11 protein-coding genes are annotated in these 14,465 nt (G+C 42.2%); 4 read left to right on the plus strand and 7 right to left on the minus strand.

Annotation, left to right across the window (positions count from 1 at the left end; translation table 11 throughout):
• Window positions 1–496: 496 nt before the first annotated feature.
• Together KZ793_RS04595 and KZ793_RS04600 are read right to left on the minus strand one after the other, a co-directional pair.
• A complete protein-coding gene (locus KZ793_RS04595) occupies window positions 497–712 on the minus strand; it encodes a contact-dependent growth inhibition system immunity protein (protein WP_225814327.1) in 216 nt (71 codons plus the stop codon).
• A 355-nt stretch (window positions 713–1,067) separates the two neighbouring features.
• Window positions 1,068–2,381 (minus strand): FAD-dependent oxidoreductase, encoded by a 1,314-nt coding sequence (locus KZ793_RS04600; RefSeq protein ID WP_225813931.1) that lies wholly within the window; start codon window positions 2,379–2,381, stop codon window positions 1,068–1,070.
• A gap of 162 nt (window positions 2,382–2,543) precedes the next feature.
• Here KZ793_RS04600 and KZ793_RS04605 point away from each other — a divergent pair, with 162 nt between their 5' ends.
• The 4 genes from KZ793_RS04605 (at window position 2,544) to KZ793_RS04620 (ending at window position 6,586) form a co-directional block, all read left to right on the plus strand.
• Window positions 2,544–3,218 (plus strand): TetR/AcrR family transcriptional regulator, encoded by a 675-nt coding sequence (locus KZ793_RS04605; RefSeq protein WP_225813932.1) that lies wholly within the window; start codon window positions 2,544–2,546, stop codon window positions 3,216–3,218.
• Window positions 3,219–3,513: 295 nt separating this feature from the next.
• The gene (gene ldtD / locus KZ793_RS04610; protein WP_225813934.1) at window positions 3,514–5,238 is read left to right on the plus strand and encodes a L,D-transpeptidase; all 1,725 of its coding nucleotides are present in this window, start codon (window positions 3,514–3,516) and stop codon (window positions 5,236–5,238) included.
• A 106-nt stretch (window positions 5,239–5,344) separates the two neighbouring features.
• Window positions 5,345–5,893: a YcbK family protein gene (locus tag KZ793_RS04615; RefSeq protein WP_225813936.1), complete on the plus strand. Its 549-nt coding sequence runs from the start codon at window positions 5,345–5,347 to the stop codon at window positions 5,891–5,893.
• 45 nt (window positions 5,894–5,938) lie between these two features.
• On the plus strand, window positions 5,939–6,586 hold the full coding sequence (locus KZ793_RS04620) for an MBL fold metallo-hydrolase (RefSeq protein WP_118984495.1): 648 nt from the start codon (window positions 5,939–5,941) through the stop codon (window positions 6,584–6,586).
• Between the two features lie 352 nt (window positions 6,587–6,938).
• Here KZ793_RS04620 and KZ793_RS04625 read toward each other — a convergent pair whose 3' ends face one another.
• The 5 genes from KZ793_RS04625 to pncB all read right to left on the minus strand — a co-directional run bounded on the left by KZ793_RS04625 (window position 6,939) and on the right by pncB (window position 14,324).
• On the minus strand, window positions 6,939–8,129 hold the full coding sequence (locus KZ793_RS04625) for an amino acid aminotransferase (RefSeq protein ID WP_225813938.1): 1,191 nt from the start codon (window positions 8,127–8,129) through the stop codon (window positions 6,939–6,941).
• A 235-nt stretch (window positions 8,130–8,364) separates the two neighbouring features.
• Window positions 8,365–9,519 carry a porin OmpC gene (gene ompC / locus KZ793_RS04630; RefSeq protein ID WP_317987442.1) on the minus strand — a complete coding sequence of 385 codons (1,155 nt, stop codon included), beginning with the start codon at window positions 9,517–9,519 and terminating at the stop codon, window positions 8,365–8,367.
• A gap of 503 nt (window positions 9,520–10,022) precedes the next feature.
• Window positions 10,023–11,168 carry a porin gene (locus KZ793_RS04635; protein WP_225813939.1) on the minus strand — a complete coding sequence of 382 codons (1,146 nt, stop codon included), beginning with the start codon at window positions 11,166–11,168 and terminating at the stop codon, window positions 10,023–10,025.
• 336 nt (window positions 11,169–11,504) lie between these two features.
• The gene (gene asnS, locus KZ793_RS04640; RefSeq protein WP_225813940.1) at window positions 11,505–12,905 is read right to left on the minus strand and encodes an asparagine--tRNA ligase; all 1,401 of its coding nucleotides are present in this window, start codon (window positions 12,903–12,905) and stop codon (window positions 11,505–11,507) included.
• A gap of 204 nt (window positions 12,906–13,109) precedes the next feature.
• Window positions 13,110–14,324 (minus strand): nicotinate phosphoribosyltransferase, encoded by a 1,215-nt coding sequence (gene pncB / locus KZ793_RS04645; protein WP_225813941.1) that lies wholly within the window; start codon window positions 14,322–14,324, stop codon window positions 13,110–13,112.
• Window positions 14,325–14,465: the final 141 nt, after the last annotated feature.

A 14,465-nucleotide genomic window follows, 5' to 3' on the forward strand; every position in this document is an offset into this window, starting at 1 on the left:
TCATTAAACCATTCTAATGTGTTATTAATTGACTGTCAGAATGGATAGTATGAAATGTGATCAGAGATCGGTTTTTTAATCCTGATAATGGGGAATCTATTATATTAAATGCCAGAAAATCACGATAAGGATGGAGATATTATTTCCTTACGCCAGCCATGATTCTTTCAGTTTTTGCGTGATGGCCTCTGGCAATCGGGCCAGGGCAAGCTGCCACGATGAAAAGGCCAGTAGAAAATTTCATCATTAAAAGTAAGAGGTCGTAATGAAAGATTTTTTAAAGCAGGTAAAAAACGCAATGCTATACTGATATTGGAAGAGAAAATGTCAGGAAAAACGAGTTTTAAGCTGATAAAGGAGGTGACGAAATAATAGTATTAACCTAATAACAAGAATATGAGATTATATTAAAACCTTTTACAGGATTAACCAGATTAAGCAAATCGGCATCGATTAATGCCATATTTTTAACAGGGACAGAATGGTTAAAAACAGCTTATTCCTTTTCATCTTTAATCCATTCCTCATATCGCTCAGATGTTTTTTCATTATCAAAAAAATCATTATCCGGATCGACCAACCGACTTTTATAAAGTGAATCCAAAACGGCACTACCCAATTGGCTGTTAGTTATATCAGGAGATAAGATATGGTTATCTTCTAAAGGATTTAAATGCAAAGCACGATAATCGGAATAATTTATTATGTGAATCTACCATATAAAATGGTAAATTAATTTAATTCATATCTTTTAAATAAAATAGATTTAAAAATATATAGTTTCATAAGTTTTTGTAGCCCGGATAATATGGAGTTAAGCCATTGTAAATTTGGCAAAAACCTACCTAATAATCCGGGCATGGATTTTTATTATTTTTTTTAGACAAAAATCTTCCGGTCGATCCGATAGAAAATAATCGTATCTCCCTGATTAAGTCTTTATTTTCAAAAAAGAAGTTCTCACTAATTTACTAAAACCAGACTCTATTCTTTGGCCGACGCAATATTACTGCAAATTCTTTGCTAATCGTTCATTTAAGTTATCTGGAGGTAAAGTGAAAGCCTCTTTATTGCGTACTACTAAAAGAATGTGTAGTACCTAATTTTATTTTTCCCTGGTGTTGGGCAGATTTTGTTATCGGGAATAGCACTCGCTTTATTGGAGGTAAAGTTTGTGCAACCCGAAGTACTGTTCGAAACAGTATTCGCTTGATCATTGAGCGGTCGGCGGCATTTAGCGCGGTACGTAACGAAATCTCAACGGCTTCATTAGCATATGTCCGCATTTGTTGTTCATAATCTGAAATCGCCTTGATTAACTCTTCATGACCAGATGCTACGCGAGCCAGCGTCTGCGTGAGTAAAAGTGCGTCTCGAAGCGCTATGTTTGCTCCCATTCCTACCATTGGCGTCATGTTGTGAATAGCGTCGCCAAGTAGAGTGACAGCGCTGGAGCGCCAGGGTAAGAGATGCTCCATACTGCGTAACGGAATCACAGAGATGTTTTCCATATCACTCTGCTTAATCAGGGTATGCAGGTTTGGGTCCCATGAAGCAATACGGGAGCGGATCAGATCACACAGAGATTCAGCAGGAAAGTCAGTAATCGTATTCGGATAGCTATTCGTTGCTGCTGCATAGGCCCACATGACAAAATCACCAATTTCTGTCGATGTGGCTTTTACTTGAGTATTGATCGGAGCACGCCATAGAGAGACAAACAATCCACCAGGGCTTTTAGGCACAATATTGTTGGGCGATCCATCCAGCAAATATGGAGGTAATGAGGCAGCAAGAGCCGGAGTAAGTCGTACACGTCCAACGGTGAGAGTGACACCAATATCAAGCCTTTTTATCGCGGGGAGGTACTGCTTGCGTACTTTTGAATTGCTTCCATCCGCACCAATAAGAACATCAACATCTTCGTGACTTCCATCGGTGAAAAAAAGCCTGACTTTACCGTTTTGCATGTGTTCATAACGCTCGAACGTTTTGTTCCATTGAACGGTATCTGAGAGCCCCTCGTTTAGTACTTCTATAAGTTCAGATCGGCTGATTGACATCCGATCTTCGGTAATGATCTGTCCATCCTCCTGATGAATATCTCTCTGAGCTGCGAGAAGAAGACGCAGATGCTCATCATAGAATCTTGTCTGTCCACCAACAGGCTTTGAAATCTTTTGAAAGGTTAGCCAGTTGGTTTCCGGGAGGCATTCCTGCATTGCTTGTTGGCCGAATGTATCGACGTAAATTCCATAACCGGGAAGTATGGATAACGTAGCAGAGCCTCGTTCATAGACTTTCACCTTTATTCCGTTTTTGCGCAAGCCATGTGCCAGGCATGCTCCACCAATCCCTGAACCAATTATTCCAACGTTCATTTCTTTTTTCTCCATAAGTAGTACGATGTGATTCTGAAAGAATCATGGTGACTGTAGCTGGCCAGGACCATTTGATCACAGCCATCGGGTTGTGTTACTGCTATAGTCTTAATAATAGTATACCGTACCGTTCGGTACCAATAAAAATTTAGGTTTTTTTACATGACAAATCCACCTAAAGCCCAAACAGATCACAAAAGAACCCGTTCGTACTCTAGAATTTCAGGAGAACGAGTTAACGAGCTGTTAAAAATTGCTGCTCAAGTATTTGCAGAACGGGGTTTTGATGGTGCCAGTATCAATGAGATGGCGAAACGTGCTAATGCTTCGAAGGGAACCTATTATAGCCGATTCCCTTCTAAAGAAGAGCTGTTAGTCGCTGTTGTTAAGCAGAGAATAGAAGAAGTTGAAGGCGGTCTGGACAAGACCATGAATCCCGAACCAGATATTGGGAAAGCGTTAACCATTTTTGCAGAGGAAGTTTTCACGGTAATTCTTTCAGAAGCAATGATTGCGAATTACCGGGTGGTAACCCTGGAGGCTCAACGTTTTCCGCAACTAGGTAAAATCTATTATGAAAAGGGGGTCAAAAAGATAGTAGATTTTCTTGTCGAATATCTGGTACGAAAGGTGAAGGAGGGAAAATTGAACATAGCAGACCCAAAAATCTCCGCAGAGGTGTTTATCGATGGCATCATTGGAACGCCAAGGCTTAAGGCTACTTTGGGCATTGGTTTACCTACGCCAGAGGAGAAATCTCAGCGAATTGCCATCGCTGTTCAGTCATTTCTCGCTGCATATGGTACTGCCTCATGTGATAGCACTTCTTCATCATGATAGTCGCGCTGTAGTAAACCAGAAATTATCGTAGGAATAGCGTTGAATGAAGGGCCTGCCTGTTATCAGGTAGGTCTCTTTGCTGAGTTAAGAAAGCGGTTTAAATATAGACATAGACGAGACGCTTTGGCGTCTTTTTTGCTCTTGTGTGCTGGATTGATTGGCGATGGCTATATTTCTTTTGTAGGTAAATAGTTTACAATGTAAATAACTCGTTGTTTTTCTTTGATTAGAGTCTAAATTTGTCATAATTAAAATTAACTCATGAGAATGTTCTGAAGGTGGGTATGTTGATATGGTAAAAAGAGCGATAAAGCCACTGTGTATTTCGGTTATTTGTAGCGCATCAATAATAGCTGGATATGCTTTAGCTAATCATCAGAATAGGCTTATTGAAGGTGATATTCAAAATCTGCCAAAAATGCAGATTGAAAAGATATCTGAGATAACCACGCCTGAACAAGTACAAATTCAAACTACTACAATTTCAGAAACAGAACGTCGTAAAACGCTGCGAAGCTGGATACCCGCCCAAATTAAGCCCGTTTTCTTTGACCGGTTGGTTAATTTGTACTCCTCTAACCAGATGCAACCTTTGTGGCAAGATAAAATCGCGGTTCAACGCTTTGAACAACAACTTTCAGAACTTGCATTGGCTGGGTTTCAGCCGCAATTTGGTCAATGGCTGATTGAACTCAATGATGCTCAATTGAGCCAGATGGGACGTGATCTCATCTTATCGGATGCTATGCTAGGTTATTTACAATTTGTCTCAGATGTCGGCCATCAGGGCCAAAGCTGGCTCTATCGCACTATTCCATACAAAATACCATACAAAATTGTATTACCTTCACCAGTCGTTATAGATCAGTGGCAGCAAGCTATTATCGATCACAATGTGGCCGCTTATGTCGCAGCACTGGCACCACAACATCCTCAATATGAAAATATGCGTAAGGAGATGATGAAACAACTGGCTGATAGTAAACCGTGGTCACAGCTTGCTAACAAAAGTGCGCTAAAACCGGGACAGAGTAGCTCTGATGTCGCTGTGTTGAGGGAAATACTTATTCGTCTTGGTATGTTGAGCGAACTGACAACTCAATCAGATCATATCTACGATCCTGAATTGGTGACTGCGGTAAAAAATTTCCAGCATTGGCAAGGGTTGGCACCGGATGGCGTAATCGGTAAACGCACAAGGAATTGGCTAAATACTTCAGCTCAAACCAGAGCAGGATTGATGGCGCTTAATATCCAGCGTTTACGTATTATCCCAGGAGATGTGTCCACAGGAATTATGGTCAATATTCCCGATTATTCATTGCATTATTATCTTAATGATCAGGAAGTGTTGAGCTCGAAAGTGATCGTTGGTCGCCCAAGCCGTAAGACACCCATTATGAGTAGTGTGTTGAATAATGTGGTGATTAATCCTCCCTGGAGTGTGCCAACTAGTCTGGCAAGAAAAGATATCGCACCACGGGCGGTTGATGATCCCGGATATTTTCAACAGCGAGGATACGTTATCTTTTCAAATTGGCGTGCTGATGCCAGTGTAATCGACCCTTACACTATTGATTGGAGCGTGATTACGCCTGCTAACTTTCCTTATCGAATATGGCAAGCTCCGGGGCCGACTAACTCATTAGGTCGTTATAAATTTAATATGCCAAATTCTGATGCTATCTATTTGCATGATACGCCGAACCATAGTCTGTTTAACAAAGATATCAGAGCGATCAGTTCTGGTTGTGTACGGGTTAACAAGGCTTCAGAATTAGCAAGTATGTTATTGGAAGATGTAGGTTGGCATCAGAGTAGAGTGAATAATACCCTGAAACAGGGCAATACCGTTTATGTTAACATCCCACAGCGTATTCCAGTTTATTTGTATTATTTAACTGCTTGGGTAGATGAGCAGGGGGTACCTCAGTACCGTACCGATATTTATGACTACGACAATAGTGTGAGACAAGGCTCCCAGTTTTTGTCAAAGTTGTTACCTTTACAAAACTAAACGCAACTAATTTTTATTATTAATTGTCATAGTGACCAGTGACCAGTGACCAGTGACCAATTGCCTGTTGGCCTATTTTTTCCATAATTTGGGTAGATGTTTCTTCATGGATATAATCGATCATAATCGCCGCAAGTGGCTTGGTGCAGGAGCCGCTGCTTTAGGCTTGAGTTTGTTGCCGGGGCATACTTTTGCGACTCTAGCCACTCCACGCCCACGAATTTTACGTTTTGACAACTTACATACGGGTGAAACGATCAAAGCTGAGTTTTTTGACGGCTATCGTTACAACAAAGAAGAGCTGGCTCGCTTGGATCATTTGTTTCGGGATTACCGTCAAAATAGAGTTAAAACGATCGATCCTAAATTATTTGATCAGATTTATTTGCTGCAAATGATGATGGGTATTAATAAGCCTGTACAACTCATTTCTGGTTACCGTTCACTGGTAACCAACAATCAGTTGCGCAAGCAAAGTAAAGGCGTGGCTAAACAGAGTTACCATACTCGCGGGCGGGCGATGGATTTTCATATTGAAGGTATTGAGCTTAGTCGTATCTGTAAGGCTGCTCTGAAAATGAAAGCAGGAGGGGTAGGATACTATCCACACAGTAATTTCGTTCATATTGATACAGGTCCCGTCAGGACGTGGTAATCTGGTGAGTAACTATTTTGTTTTGACTATGGAGTAAATGAAATAATGAAATACCAAATTATTCCTGTTACTGCTTTTATGCAGAATTGTACCCTTATTTGGAACGAAGAGAGTAAGGAAGCGGCAGTTGTTGATCCGGGCGGTGAAGCAGAAAAACTGATCGCCGAGATAGAACGTCGTGGCCTGAAATTGACCCAGATTTTATTGACTCATGGTCATTTTGACCATGTTGGTGCAACGGCGGAAGTCGCTAAGCATTTTAATGTGCCGATCTACGGACCACAGCAGGAAGATGCTTTCTGGATCGAAGGCTTGCAAGCTCAAAGTCGGATGTTTGGCATTGAAGAATGCCCATCATTTGAACCTGATCGCTGGTTAAATGAAGGTGATGAGCTGCGGGTGGGGGGCGTTGATTTATCTGTATTGCACTGTCCGGGGCATACACCGGGGCATGTTGTGTTTGTGAATCATGCAGATAAGCTGATTTATATGGGAGATGTTCTATTTAAAGGGGGAGTTGGGCGTAGTGACTTTCCACGCGGTAATCACCGGCAGTTAATTAACTCAATTAAAGATAAACTGCTGCCACTTGGTGATGATTATGAATTTATTCCAGGGCACGGGCCAATGTCGACGCTAGGTTATGAGCGGCAGACTAATCCATTTTTACAGGATGAAGTACCAAGTTGGTGATGTGACGTAACGTTATAGTCAATAAGTGTCAATCTGAGGGCTGGCTGATAGTTGTTTGATAGCAACTATAATTGATTGGAGACTTCAATTAGATTTTGATCCGGATCACGGACATAATGGCTCCGTTTGCTCCGGTACGTTTAACCGGCCCTTCAAGGATTTCAACTTTAATATTGTTGCAGATGTTGAATAATCTCATCCATAGACGATAAGCTGATAAAACATAAATCAGCAGAACCGGGCAGTGGTGTTTGAGCTATAAGAGTCATATCGCAATTGTGTCGGACGTCGAATCTTCTAAATGATAAAAGCCGCTGAAATTCAGCGACTTTTTCATAAGATAAATATTAACTTAGAGTACTGCAACAATAGCTTCACATAATGGAGCCATATTTTCCAACGTCAAGCCAGCAACGTTAATACGACCGGAACTGACAGCGTATATACCAAATTCCTCACGCAGACGTTCTACTTGTTCTTTTGTCAGGCCACTGAATGAGAACATACCATTTTGGCTAATGATAAAGCTGAAATCCTGTTTTGCCCCTTTTTCCTGCAAAGTATTGACAAACAGTTGACGCATACGCTGAATACGTTCGCGCATGGTGGTCAGTTCCTGTTCCCAAGCTGCTTTCAGATCTTCATCTGACAAAATGGTGGTGACAACAGATGCACCATGAGCAGGTGGGTTGGAATAGTTAGCACGGATAATCGCTTTAGCCTGGCTAAATGCTTTTTCTGCTGTATCACCGTCACTAGCAACAATAGTACAGGCGCCGACACGTTCATTGTACAGGCCAAAGTTTTTGGAGTAAGAGCTGGCAACAATCAGTTCATCATGATTTTTCGCAAAAATACGTAGGCCTTCTGCGTCTTCGTTTAGGCCCTTGGCAAATCCTTGATAAGCGAAATCAAAAATAGGCAACCAGCCTTTCTCCGCAGACATTTCCGCCAGTTTGGCCCATTGTGCCGGGGTTGGATCGATGCCCGTCGGATTGTGGCAGCAGCCGTGGAACAAAACAACATCACCTGCTTGAGTTTCAGCCAGGCTTGCCAGCATGCCTTCGAAATTCAGCGTGTGTTTTTCAGTGTCATAGTATTTATATTCACAGACTTCCAGGCCAGCGGCGGAAAAAACGTTTTTATGGTTTGGCCAGGTTGGGTTGCTAATCCAAACTCGTTTAGCGTTAGTCTGTTTGGCAATGAAATCCGCAGCAATACGTAAAGCACCTGTACCGCCAGGGCTTTGTGCTGTGCGGGCACGTTTATCTGTGACGACTGGGTGATCTTTGCCAAACAGTAATTCCTGAGTTACGCGGCCAAATTCAGCTAAACCGCTAATCGGCAGATAATTCTTTGTTGTTTCGTTTTCCAGTAAATATTGTTCAGCTTTTTTAACACTGGTCAGGACAGGGGTTTTTCCTGTTTCATCTTTATAGACACCGATACCAAGGTTGATTTTATTTGTACGAGGATCAGAACGGAAACTATCGGCTAAGCCAAGAATAGGGTCGGCAGGCGCTGCGGTAATTTTCTCAAACATGTTTGTAATTCCAAAGCTCAGAGTTAAGCTCAAAAGGGTAGTCAGGTTAACGTTGCTAAAACAGTTTGCCAACTATTTGTCGTAAAAAGAAGATAATCTTGTGAGGCAGTTTGCGGAGTGAGAAAAAGTTGGAATAGTAGAGAGAAAACATAAGGCTAAAAAAGCAGCACATAAGCGCTGCTTTCTTTTCGTGATGCTTAACTTGTTCAGCTAAATCTATTTATTAACAGAGTAATTAGAACTGATAAACCATACCTACGCCAACAACGTTGTCAGTGCTGATACCTGTTGTTTTGGTGAGTTCATTGCTATCCAGCAGGTTGATTTTGTAATCAATATAGGTAGTCAGGTTTTTGTTGAAGTAGTAGTAACTACCAACAGAGATATATTTTACCAGATCGCGATTGTCGGATTCTTTCCCATCATGCTCAAGGTCACCGAACAGATTTTTACCTCTAGACTGAACGTATGCCAGAGATGGACGTAAACCGAAGTCGAACTGATATTGGGCGGTCAATTCGATGTTCTGGGTTTTGTTAGCGATATTTTCCATATTCTCTCTACCAACTTTTCCACCGAAGCGGGTCATGTTACGGGTTTCACCGTACATAGCAGCCAGGTAGATATTGTTAGCATCGTACTTGGCACCGATGTTCCATGCTTCAGCGCGATCACCTAAGGCAGTAGAACCTTCGTTTTTATCAATATTATAGGCAGTTTTTTGTGCAGAAGTACGGGCAGAGTTAGAGTATGCACCACCGACGCTGATACCATAACCTACGTCATAGGTTGCAGCGAAACCGTAGCCATCACCGTTGTCTTTGCGGACTTCACGGCTGTTAGCTGTGTTGTTGCTGTTCTCACCTTGATATTGTAGAGCAAAATTCAGGCCATCGACCAGACCGAAGAAATCGGTATTACGGTAAGTTAACAGACCAGTAGAACGGGCAGTCATGAAGTTATCAGTCTGCGCCATTGAGTCACCACCGAATACTGGCAACACGTCGGTCCAAGCGTTGACTTCATAAACTGCACCATAGTTACGGCCATAGTTCATTGAACCGTAGTCGGACAGTTTCAAACCAGCGAAAGCCAGACGAGTTTTAGTTTCTTCGTCAGTACCTTCTGCACGGTTACCTTTGATATTGTATTCCCAACGGCCAAAACCGGTCAGTTGGTCATTAACTTGAGTTTCGCCTTTGATGCCCAGACGGGCAAAGGAGTTATCGCCATCTTCGCCGCTTTTGTTGTTAGCGAATTTGTGCTGGACTTCAACTTTACCGTACAGATCCAGTTTGTTGCCGTCTTTGTTATAAATTTCAGCCGCATTTGCTGCGCTAGCAGCTAACAGAGCTGGGATTACTACTGCAAGAACATTGCGTTTCATCATTATTATTACCCTCATTGGTGTTATTCGGACACCTGCCACTGCCAAAAATAATTCTTTAAAAATCTACGGAACTATTTGTGAGAGTTTAGTGTCGTCTGTTTCGCTGTCAAGTGTTTCATTGGTTGTTATTTTTATCCACTCACAAAATGCTATAAAAAAGAAAATTTAGTAAAAATGTGAAACAAAGTGTTTCAAAATGTAAATATGAGATTATTTTTTAATCTCTGGTTGGTCCAGTTGATCAAAAAAATGAAAAATGACTCGCAGTCAGTGGCGGAAGAAAATTACCTGTTGATCTTAATAAAAAGAGTAAAATTGGTGTTTATTTCGCCAATCATATTTCTTATATGTAACTTACTGATATGCTTGTCGATGTGTTATATACCATTTTTTGACAGATACCTGATAATGATTATTCTTGAAAAAAGGGGTGCTCACTTTAAGTGAGCACCATAACATATTAATTGGATTTTCTATTAATCTACCTAATTTATTTCAGACCGTCAGAATTGATATACCAAACCTACGCCCACAGCGTTATTCGTGTTGACGTCGAGATATTTGGTGAAGTGGGTGTCATGTACTAAGTTGATTTTGTAATCAACATAGGCAGACAAACTTTTGTTAAAATTATAATAAGAACCAATAGAGATATATTTTACCCAGTCCTGATGAGTGAAAAAAGTTGTTCCCCTGGATTGAACATATGCCAGAGATGGGCGCAGGCCAGAATCCAACTGATATTGGGCAGTTAATTCGATATTACGCGTTTTGGCAGAGACAATACCTTGGTAGCCAAAAGAGGTCATATTGTGAGTTTCGCCATACATGGCAGCCAAATATAGGTTGTTTGCATCATATTTGGCACCAACGTTCCATGCCTCAGCCCTTTCACCGCGAGCGACAGATGTCACGAGCCTTTCATGTGTAATAGGGCGGTCAGAATTGGAGTAGGCTCCTCCTAAGCTGATACCATTACCGATATCATAAGTCATAGAGAGGCCGAAACCGTCGCCGTTACTACCCCCGTTGGGCTTGACGATATCACCGCGCTTACGATATGAGTTGCGGCCGTTTTTATTGTCTTCGTCGTTCTTACCTTGGTATTGCAGGGCGAAGTTCAGACCATCAACCAGGCCAAAGAAATCCGTATTACGGTAAGTCAGGACACCGGTAGCACGATTAGTCATGTAGGTGTCAGCCAGCGACATGGAGTCAGCACCGAATACTGGCAGTACATCAGTCCAGGCATTGACGTCATAGAGAACACCGTAATTACGGCCGTAGTCCAGAGAACCATATTTAGCCCATTTTAGACCAGCGAAACCTAAACGGGTTTGATTACCTTCGGAATTGTTTGCCTCAGCTTTGTTAGCTTGAATATTGTATTCCCAACGACCATAACCGGTCAGTTGGTCATTGATTTGGGTTTCACCTCTGAAACCCAGACGAACATAGCTTGCATCACCATCCTCACTATAGGTAGGGTCTGTATCTGATTTTTCGGTAATTTTGGCGAATTGATGACGTGCATCAACTTTGCCATAGAGATCCAGTTTATTACCGTTTTTGTTATAAATTTCAGCGGCATTTGCTATACCAGCAGTTAATAGTGCTGGAATGACCACGGAAAGGATACTACCCTTCATTATTGTTACCTTCATTTAATTACTATCGTTAATGACCAGTATTGGTGTTATTCGGACATCTGTTACTGACAGAAATAATTCCTTTAAGAAACTCGTTGAAATTATTTATGAAAATATTGTGTTGTCCGATTCGGGGCACAGTTTTTCATTAGTCGTGGATTTTATCCATCATTAAATTGATACAAAGTGACGGTTTTTGTAATAAAGTGAAAATAATATATTGCAAAATGTAAATGTAATAGAATTTTTGATCGTGTATTGAATTGGAAGAATAAAAAAAGCCAGCTTTTGCTGGCTTTATACATAATCATTTTTTAATGTTTATTTACGTATTCATTAGAAGTTTGCGCTTCTTGGCGTGCGCGGGAATGGGATGACATCACGTACATTTGGCACGCCAGTCACGTAAGCAACCAGACGTTCAAAGCCCAGTCCGAACCCGGAGTGAGGTACGGTGCCATAACGACGTAGATCACGGTACCACCAATAATCTTCTTTATTAAGCCCCATCTCTTCCATACGCTTATCCAGCATATCCAGGCGTTCTTCACGCTGTGAGCCACCGATAATTTCGCCAATGCCTGGTGCAAGCACATCCATTGCCGCGACAGTTTTACCGTCGTCGTTCATTCGCATATAGAAGGCTTTAATATCTTTTGGATAGTTTTTCACGACAACCGGAGCTTGGAAATGTTTCTCTGCCAGATAACGTTCATGTTCCGAAGAAAGGTCAACTCCCCAGAAGACTGGATTTTCAAATTTCTGGCCGCAGTTTTGCAGAATTTCAATGGCATCGGTGTAATCAAGTTGAGCAAAGTCAGAATTAATAAATTTTTCCAGGCGGGTGATAACATCTTTATCTACGCGTTCAGCGAAGAATTGTAGATCGTCAGCGCGCTCTGCCAATGCAGCTTTGAAAACATATTTCAGCATCTTTTCAGCTAGTGAGGCGGCATCGTTGAGGTTGGCGAAGGCAATTTCCGGTTCAAGCATCCAGAATTCTGCCAGATGGCGGCTGGTATTAGAGTTTTCAGCACGAAAAGTCGGGCCGAATGTGTAAACTTTGCTTAATGCACAAGCGTATGCTTCACCGTTCAATTGGCCGGATACAGTCAGAAAAGCTTCACGGCCGAAAAAATCTTGGTTGAAATCCACTCCACCGTTGTCAGTTAAAGGCAGGTTTTGCAGATCCAGTGTGGAGACGCGGAACATCTCGCCAGCGCCTTCTGTATCAGCCGCCGTGATCAATGGGGTAGAAACCCAGAAGTAGCCATTTTCGTGGAAGAAACGGTGTAGCGCTTGAGCAAGAGTATGGCGCATACGGGCAACAGCACCGATCAGGTTAGTGCGTGGACGCAGGTGAGCCACTTCACGCAGGTATTCAATGCTATGGCGTTTAGCCGCCATTGGATAGGTGTCGGGATCTTCAACCATACCGATCACCACGACTTTCGTCGCTTGCAATTCAAAGCTCTGCCCTTGACCTTGGGAAGCAACAACCGTTCCTGTCACTTCGACAGAACAGCCGGTAGTTAAATGCAGAACTTCATCCTGATAATTGGGTAAATTATTATTAACGACGGCCTGTAATGGATTAAAGCAGGAACCGTCATAGACGGTGAGGAAAGAGATGCCAGCTTTAGAATCTCTCCTTGTACGTATCCAGCCGCGAACGGTGATTTCACTATCAACCGCAACCCGGCCTTGCAGTACGTCGACTACAGGCGCTACGCTCATAGATTTCTCTCTTCTTTATCAGTTCAAGTTTATGAAAATGAATATCCCCACAAGGGGCAACTTATTCTATGTTACTTGCCCTGTTTCAGGAAACAAGGGGAAATCATCAATTTAAACGGTGAAATAGTAGAGAAAGAGTGCTTTTCAGATGTGCTGCTGCCTTATCTGCCAACAGCACAGTGGTATTTCTGAATGAAATCTGGGTTAACAAGCTTGTTTAACTTGGGGTATATCAAAAGCGGCACGTAGCCTGTTAACAAACTCGTTATCCTCACAAATGGTTTTACCAGGGCTGTCTGAAAGCTTTGCGACTGGTTTGCCATTACACTCGACAAGTTTGATGACGATGTTCAGTGGCTTAACCCCTGGAATATTGCAGGTGAGTTGTGTACCGATACCGAAAATCAGGTTTATTCTGTTGTGGAAATGACGATAGAGCGCTAGCGCTTTTTGGAAGTCCAAGCTGTCAGAGAACACTAGGGTCTTCGTCATTGGGTCGATCCCCAGTTTTTGATAGTGGGCGATCGCTTTTTCACCCCATTGAACGGGATCACCCGAATCATGGCGTAAGCCTTGATAATTTTTGGCAAACTGGGCATCAAAGTCCCGCAGGAAAGCGTCCATTGTAATGCAGTCAGTCAAGGCAATACCTAATTGGTTAGGATATTCTTTCAGCCAATTCTGTAATGCTTCTCGTTGGCTGCCAGCCAGATCCGGGCTGATTTGCTGATGAGCTTGAAACCACTCATGCGCTTGTGTTCCAACAGGAGGGAGCCCAAGCTGTTGTGCAAGTTGGTAATTGCTAGTGCCAATCAGATAAGGGAAATGCTGTTGTAGATCACTGACGACAGCGTGTTGAACACGGTGTGAGAAGCGACGGCGTGTACCGAAATCCATCAGTTTGAAACTGGAGAGATCGATTCTTTCATTTTCAGCATTTTGATAGAACAGTTTGATCAACTTGCGTAGCTGGTTGACTGCATTTTCCACTGCGTTATCTGGTAAGTGATGACGATGAATTAATTCACTGATTAACGCCAGTAATGGGACTTCCCACATAATCACTTCATGCCATAATCCTGAAATATGGATAGCTAATTGACCACCATTTGTAACAGAAATATTGACTTGCTGTGGATTAAAACGAAAGGTTTTTAACCAGCCCAGATAATCAGCCTTGAAAAAAGGCAGACTGGAAAGGTAATTAAATTCAGTATCGGTTAATGCCAGATCAGCCATCATATTAACTTGATGACGTAATTCTGTGGCATATTCACCTAGCAGTTCGTCGCCGCGGCAGCGAAACTCAGCAACAACAGGAATGTGGCTGTAGCGGTGGTACACTGCTTGTTGCATATGAAGTTTATAAGCGTCAGTATCAAGCAGTGATTTAATAATTGGAGTAGCGTCTAATGTCATAGCGCGTTATGCATCCTCACGGAGCGTATTCGTATTAGCTAAATCGATGAAGTTGGAAGAGTATACCGGGATTATTTTGTTATTGAAGTCACATAATGTCATATAGTTCACCAAAATATCGAAGCTAAAGAGAGTCTTTGG

It is taken from the genome of Photorhabdus antumapuensis (genome assembly GCF_020387775.1).
GTDB lineage: Bacteria > Pseudomonadota > Gammaproteobacteria > Enterobacterales > Enterobacteriaceae > Photorhabdus > Photorhabdus antumapuensis.

Excerpts from the sequence above, each read along its gene's own strand:
- pncB (WP_225813941.1), bottom strand. The coding sequence starts at position 14,324 with ATGACATTAGACGCTACTCCAATTATTAAATCACTGCTTGATACTGAC.
- asnS (WP_225813940.1), bottom strand. The coding sequence starts at position 12,905 with ATGAGCGTAGCGCCTGTAGTCGACGTACTGCAAGGCCGGGTTGCGGTT.
- KZ793_RS04625 (WP_225813938.1), bottom strand. The coding sequence starts at position 8,129 with ATGTTTGAGAAAATTACCGCAGCGCCTGCCGACCCTATTCTTGGCTTA.
- KZ793_RS04615 (WP_225813936.1), top strand. The coding sequence starts at position 5,345 with ATGGATATAATCGATCATAATCGCCGCAAGTGGCTTGGTGCAGGAGCC.
- KZ793_RS04600 (WP_225813931.1), bottom strand. The coding sequence starts at position 2,381 with ATGAACGTTGGAATAATTGGTTCAGGGATTGGTGGAGCATGCCTGGCA.
- ldtD (WP_225813934.1), top strand. The coding sequence starts at position 3,514 with ATGGTAAAAAGAGCGATAAAGCCACTGTGTATTTCGGTTATTTGTAGC.
- KZ793_RS04620 (WP_118984495.1), top strand. The coding sequence starts at position 5,939 with ATGAAATACCAAATTATTCCTGTTACTGCTTTTATGCAGAATTGTACC.
- KZ793_RS04635 (WP_225813939.1), bottom strand. The coding sequence starts at position 11,168 with ATGAAGGGTAGTATCCTTTCCGTGGTCATTCCAGCACTATTAACTGCT.
- KZ793_RS04605 (WP_225813932.1), top strand. The coding sequence starts at position 2,544 with ATGACAAATCCACCTAAAGCCCAAACAGATCACAAAAGAACCCGTTCG.
- ompC (WP_317987442.1), bottom strand. The coding sequence starts at position 9,519 with ATGATGAAACGCAATGTTCTTGCAGTAGTAATCCCAGCTCTGTTAGCT.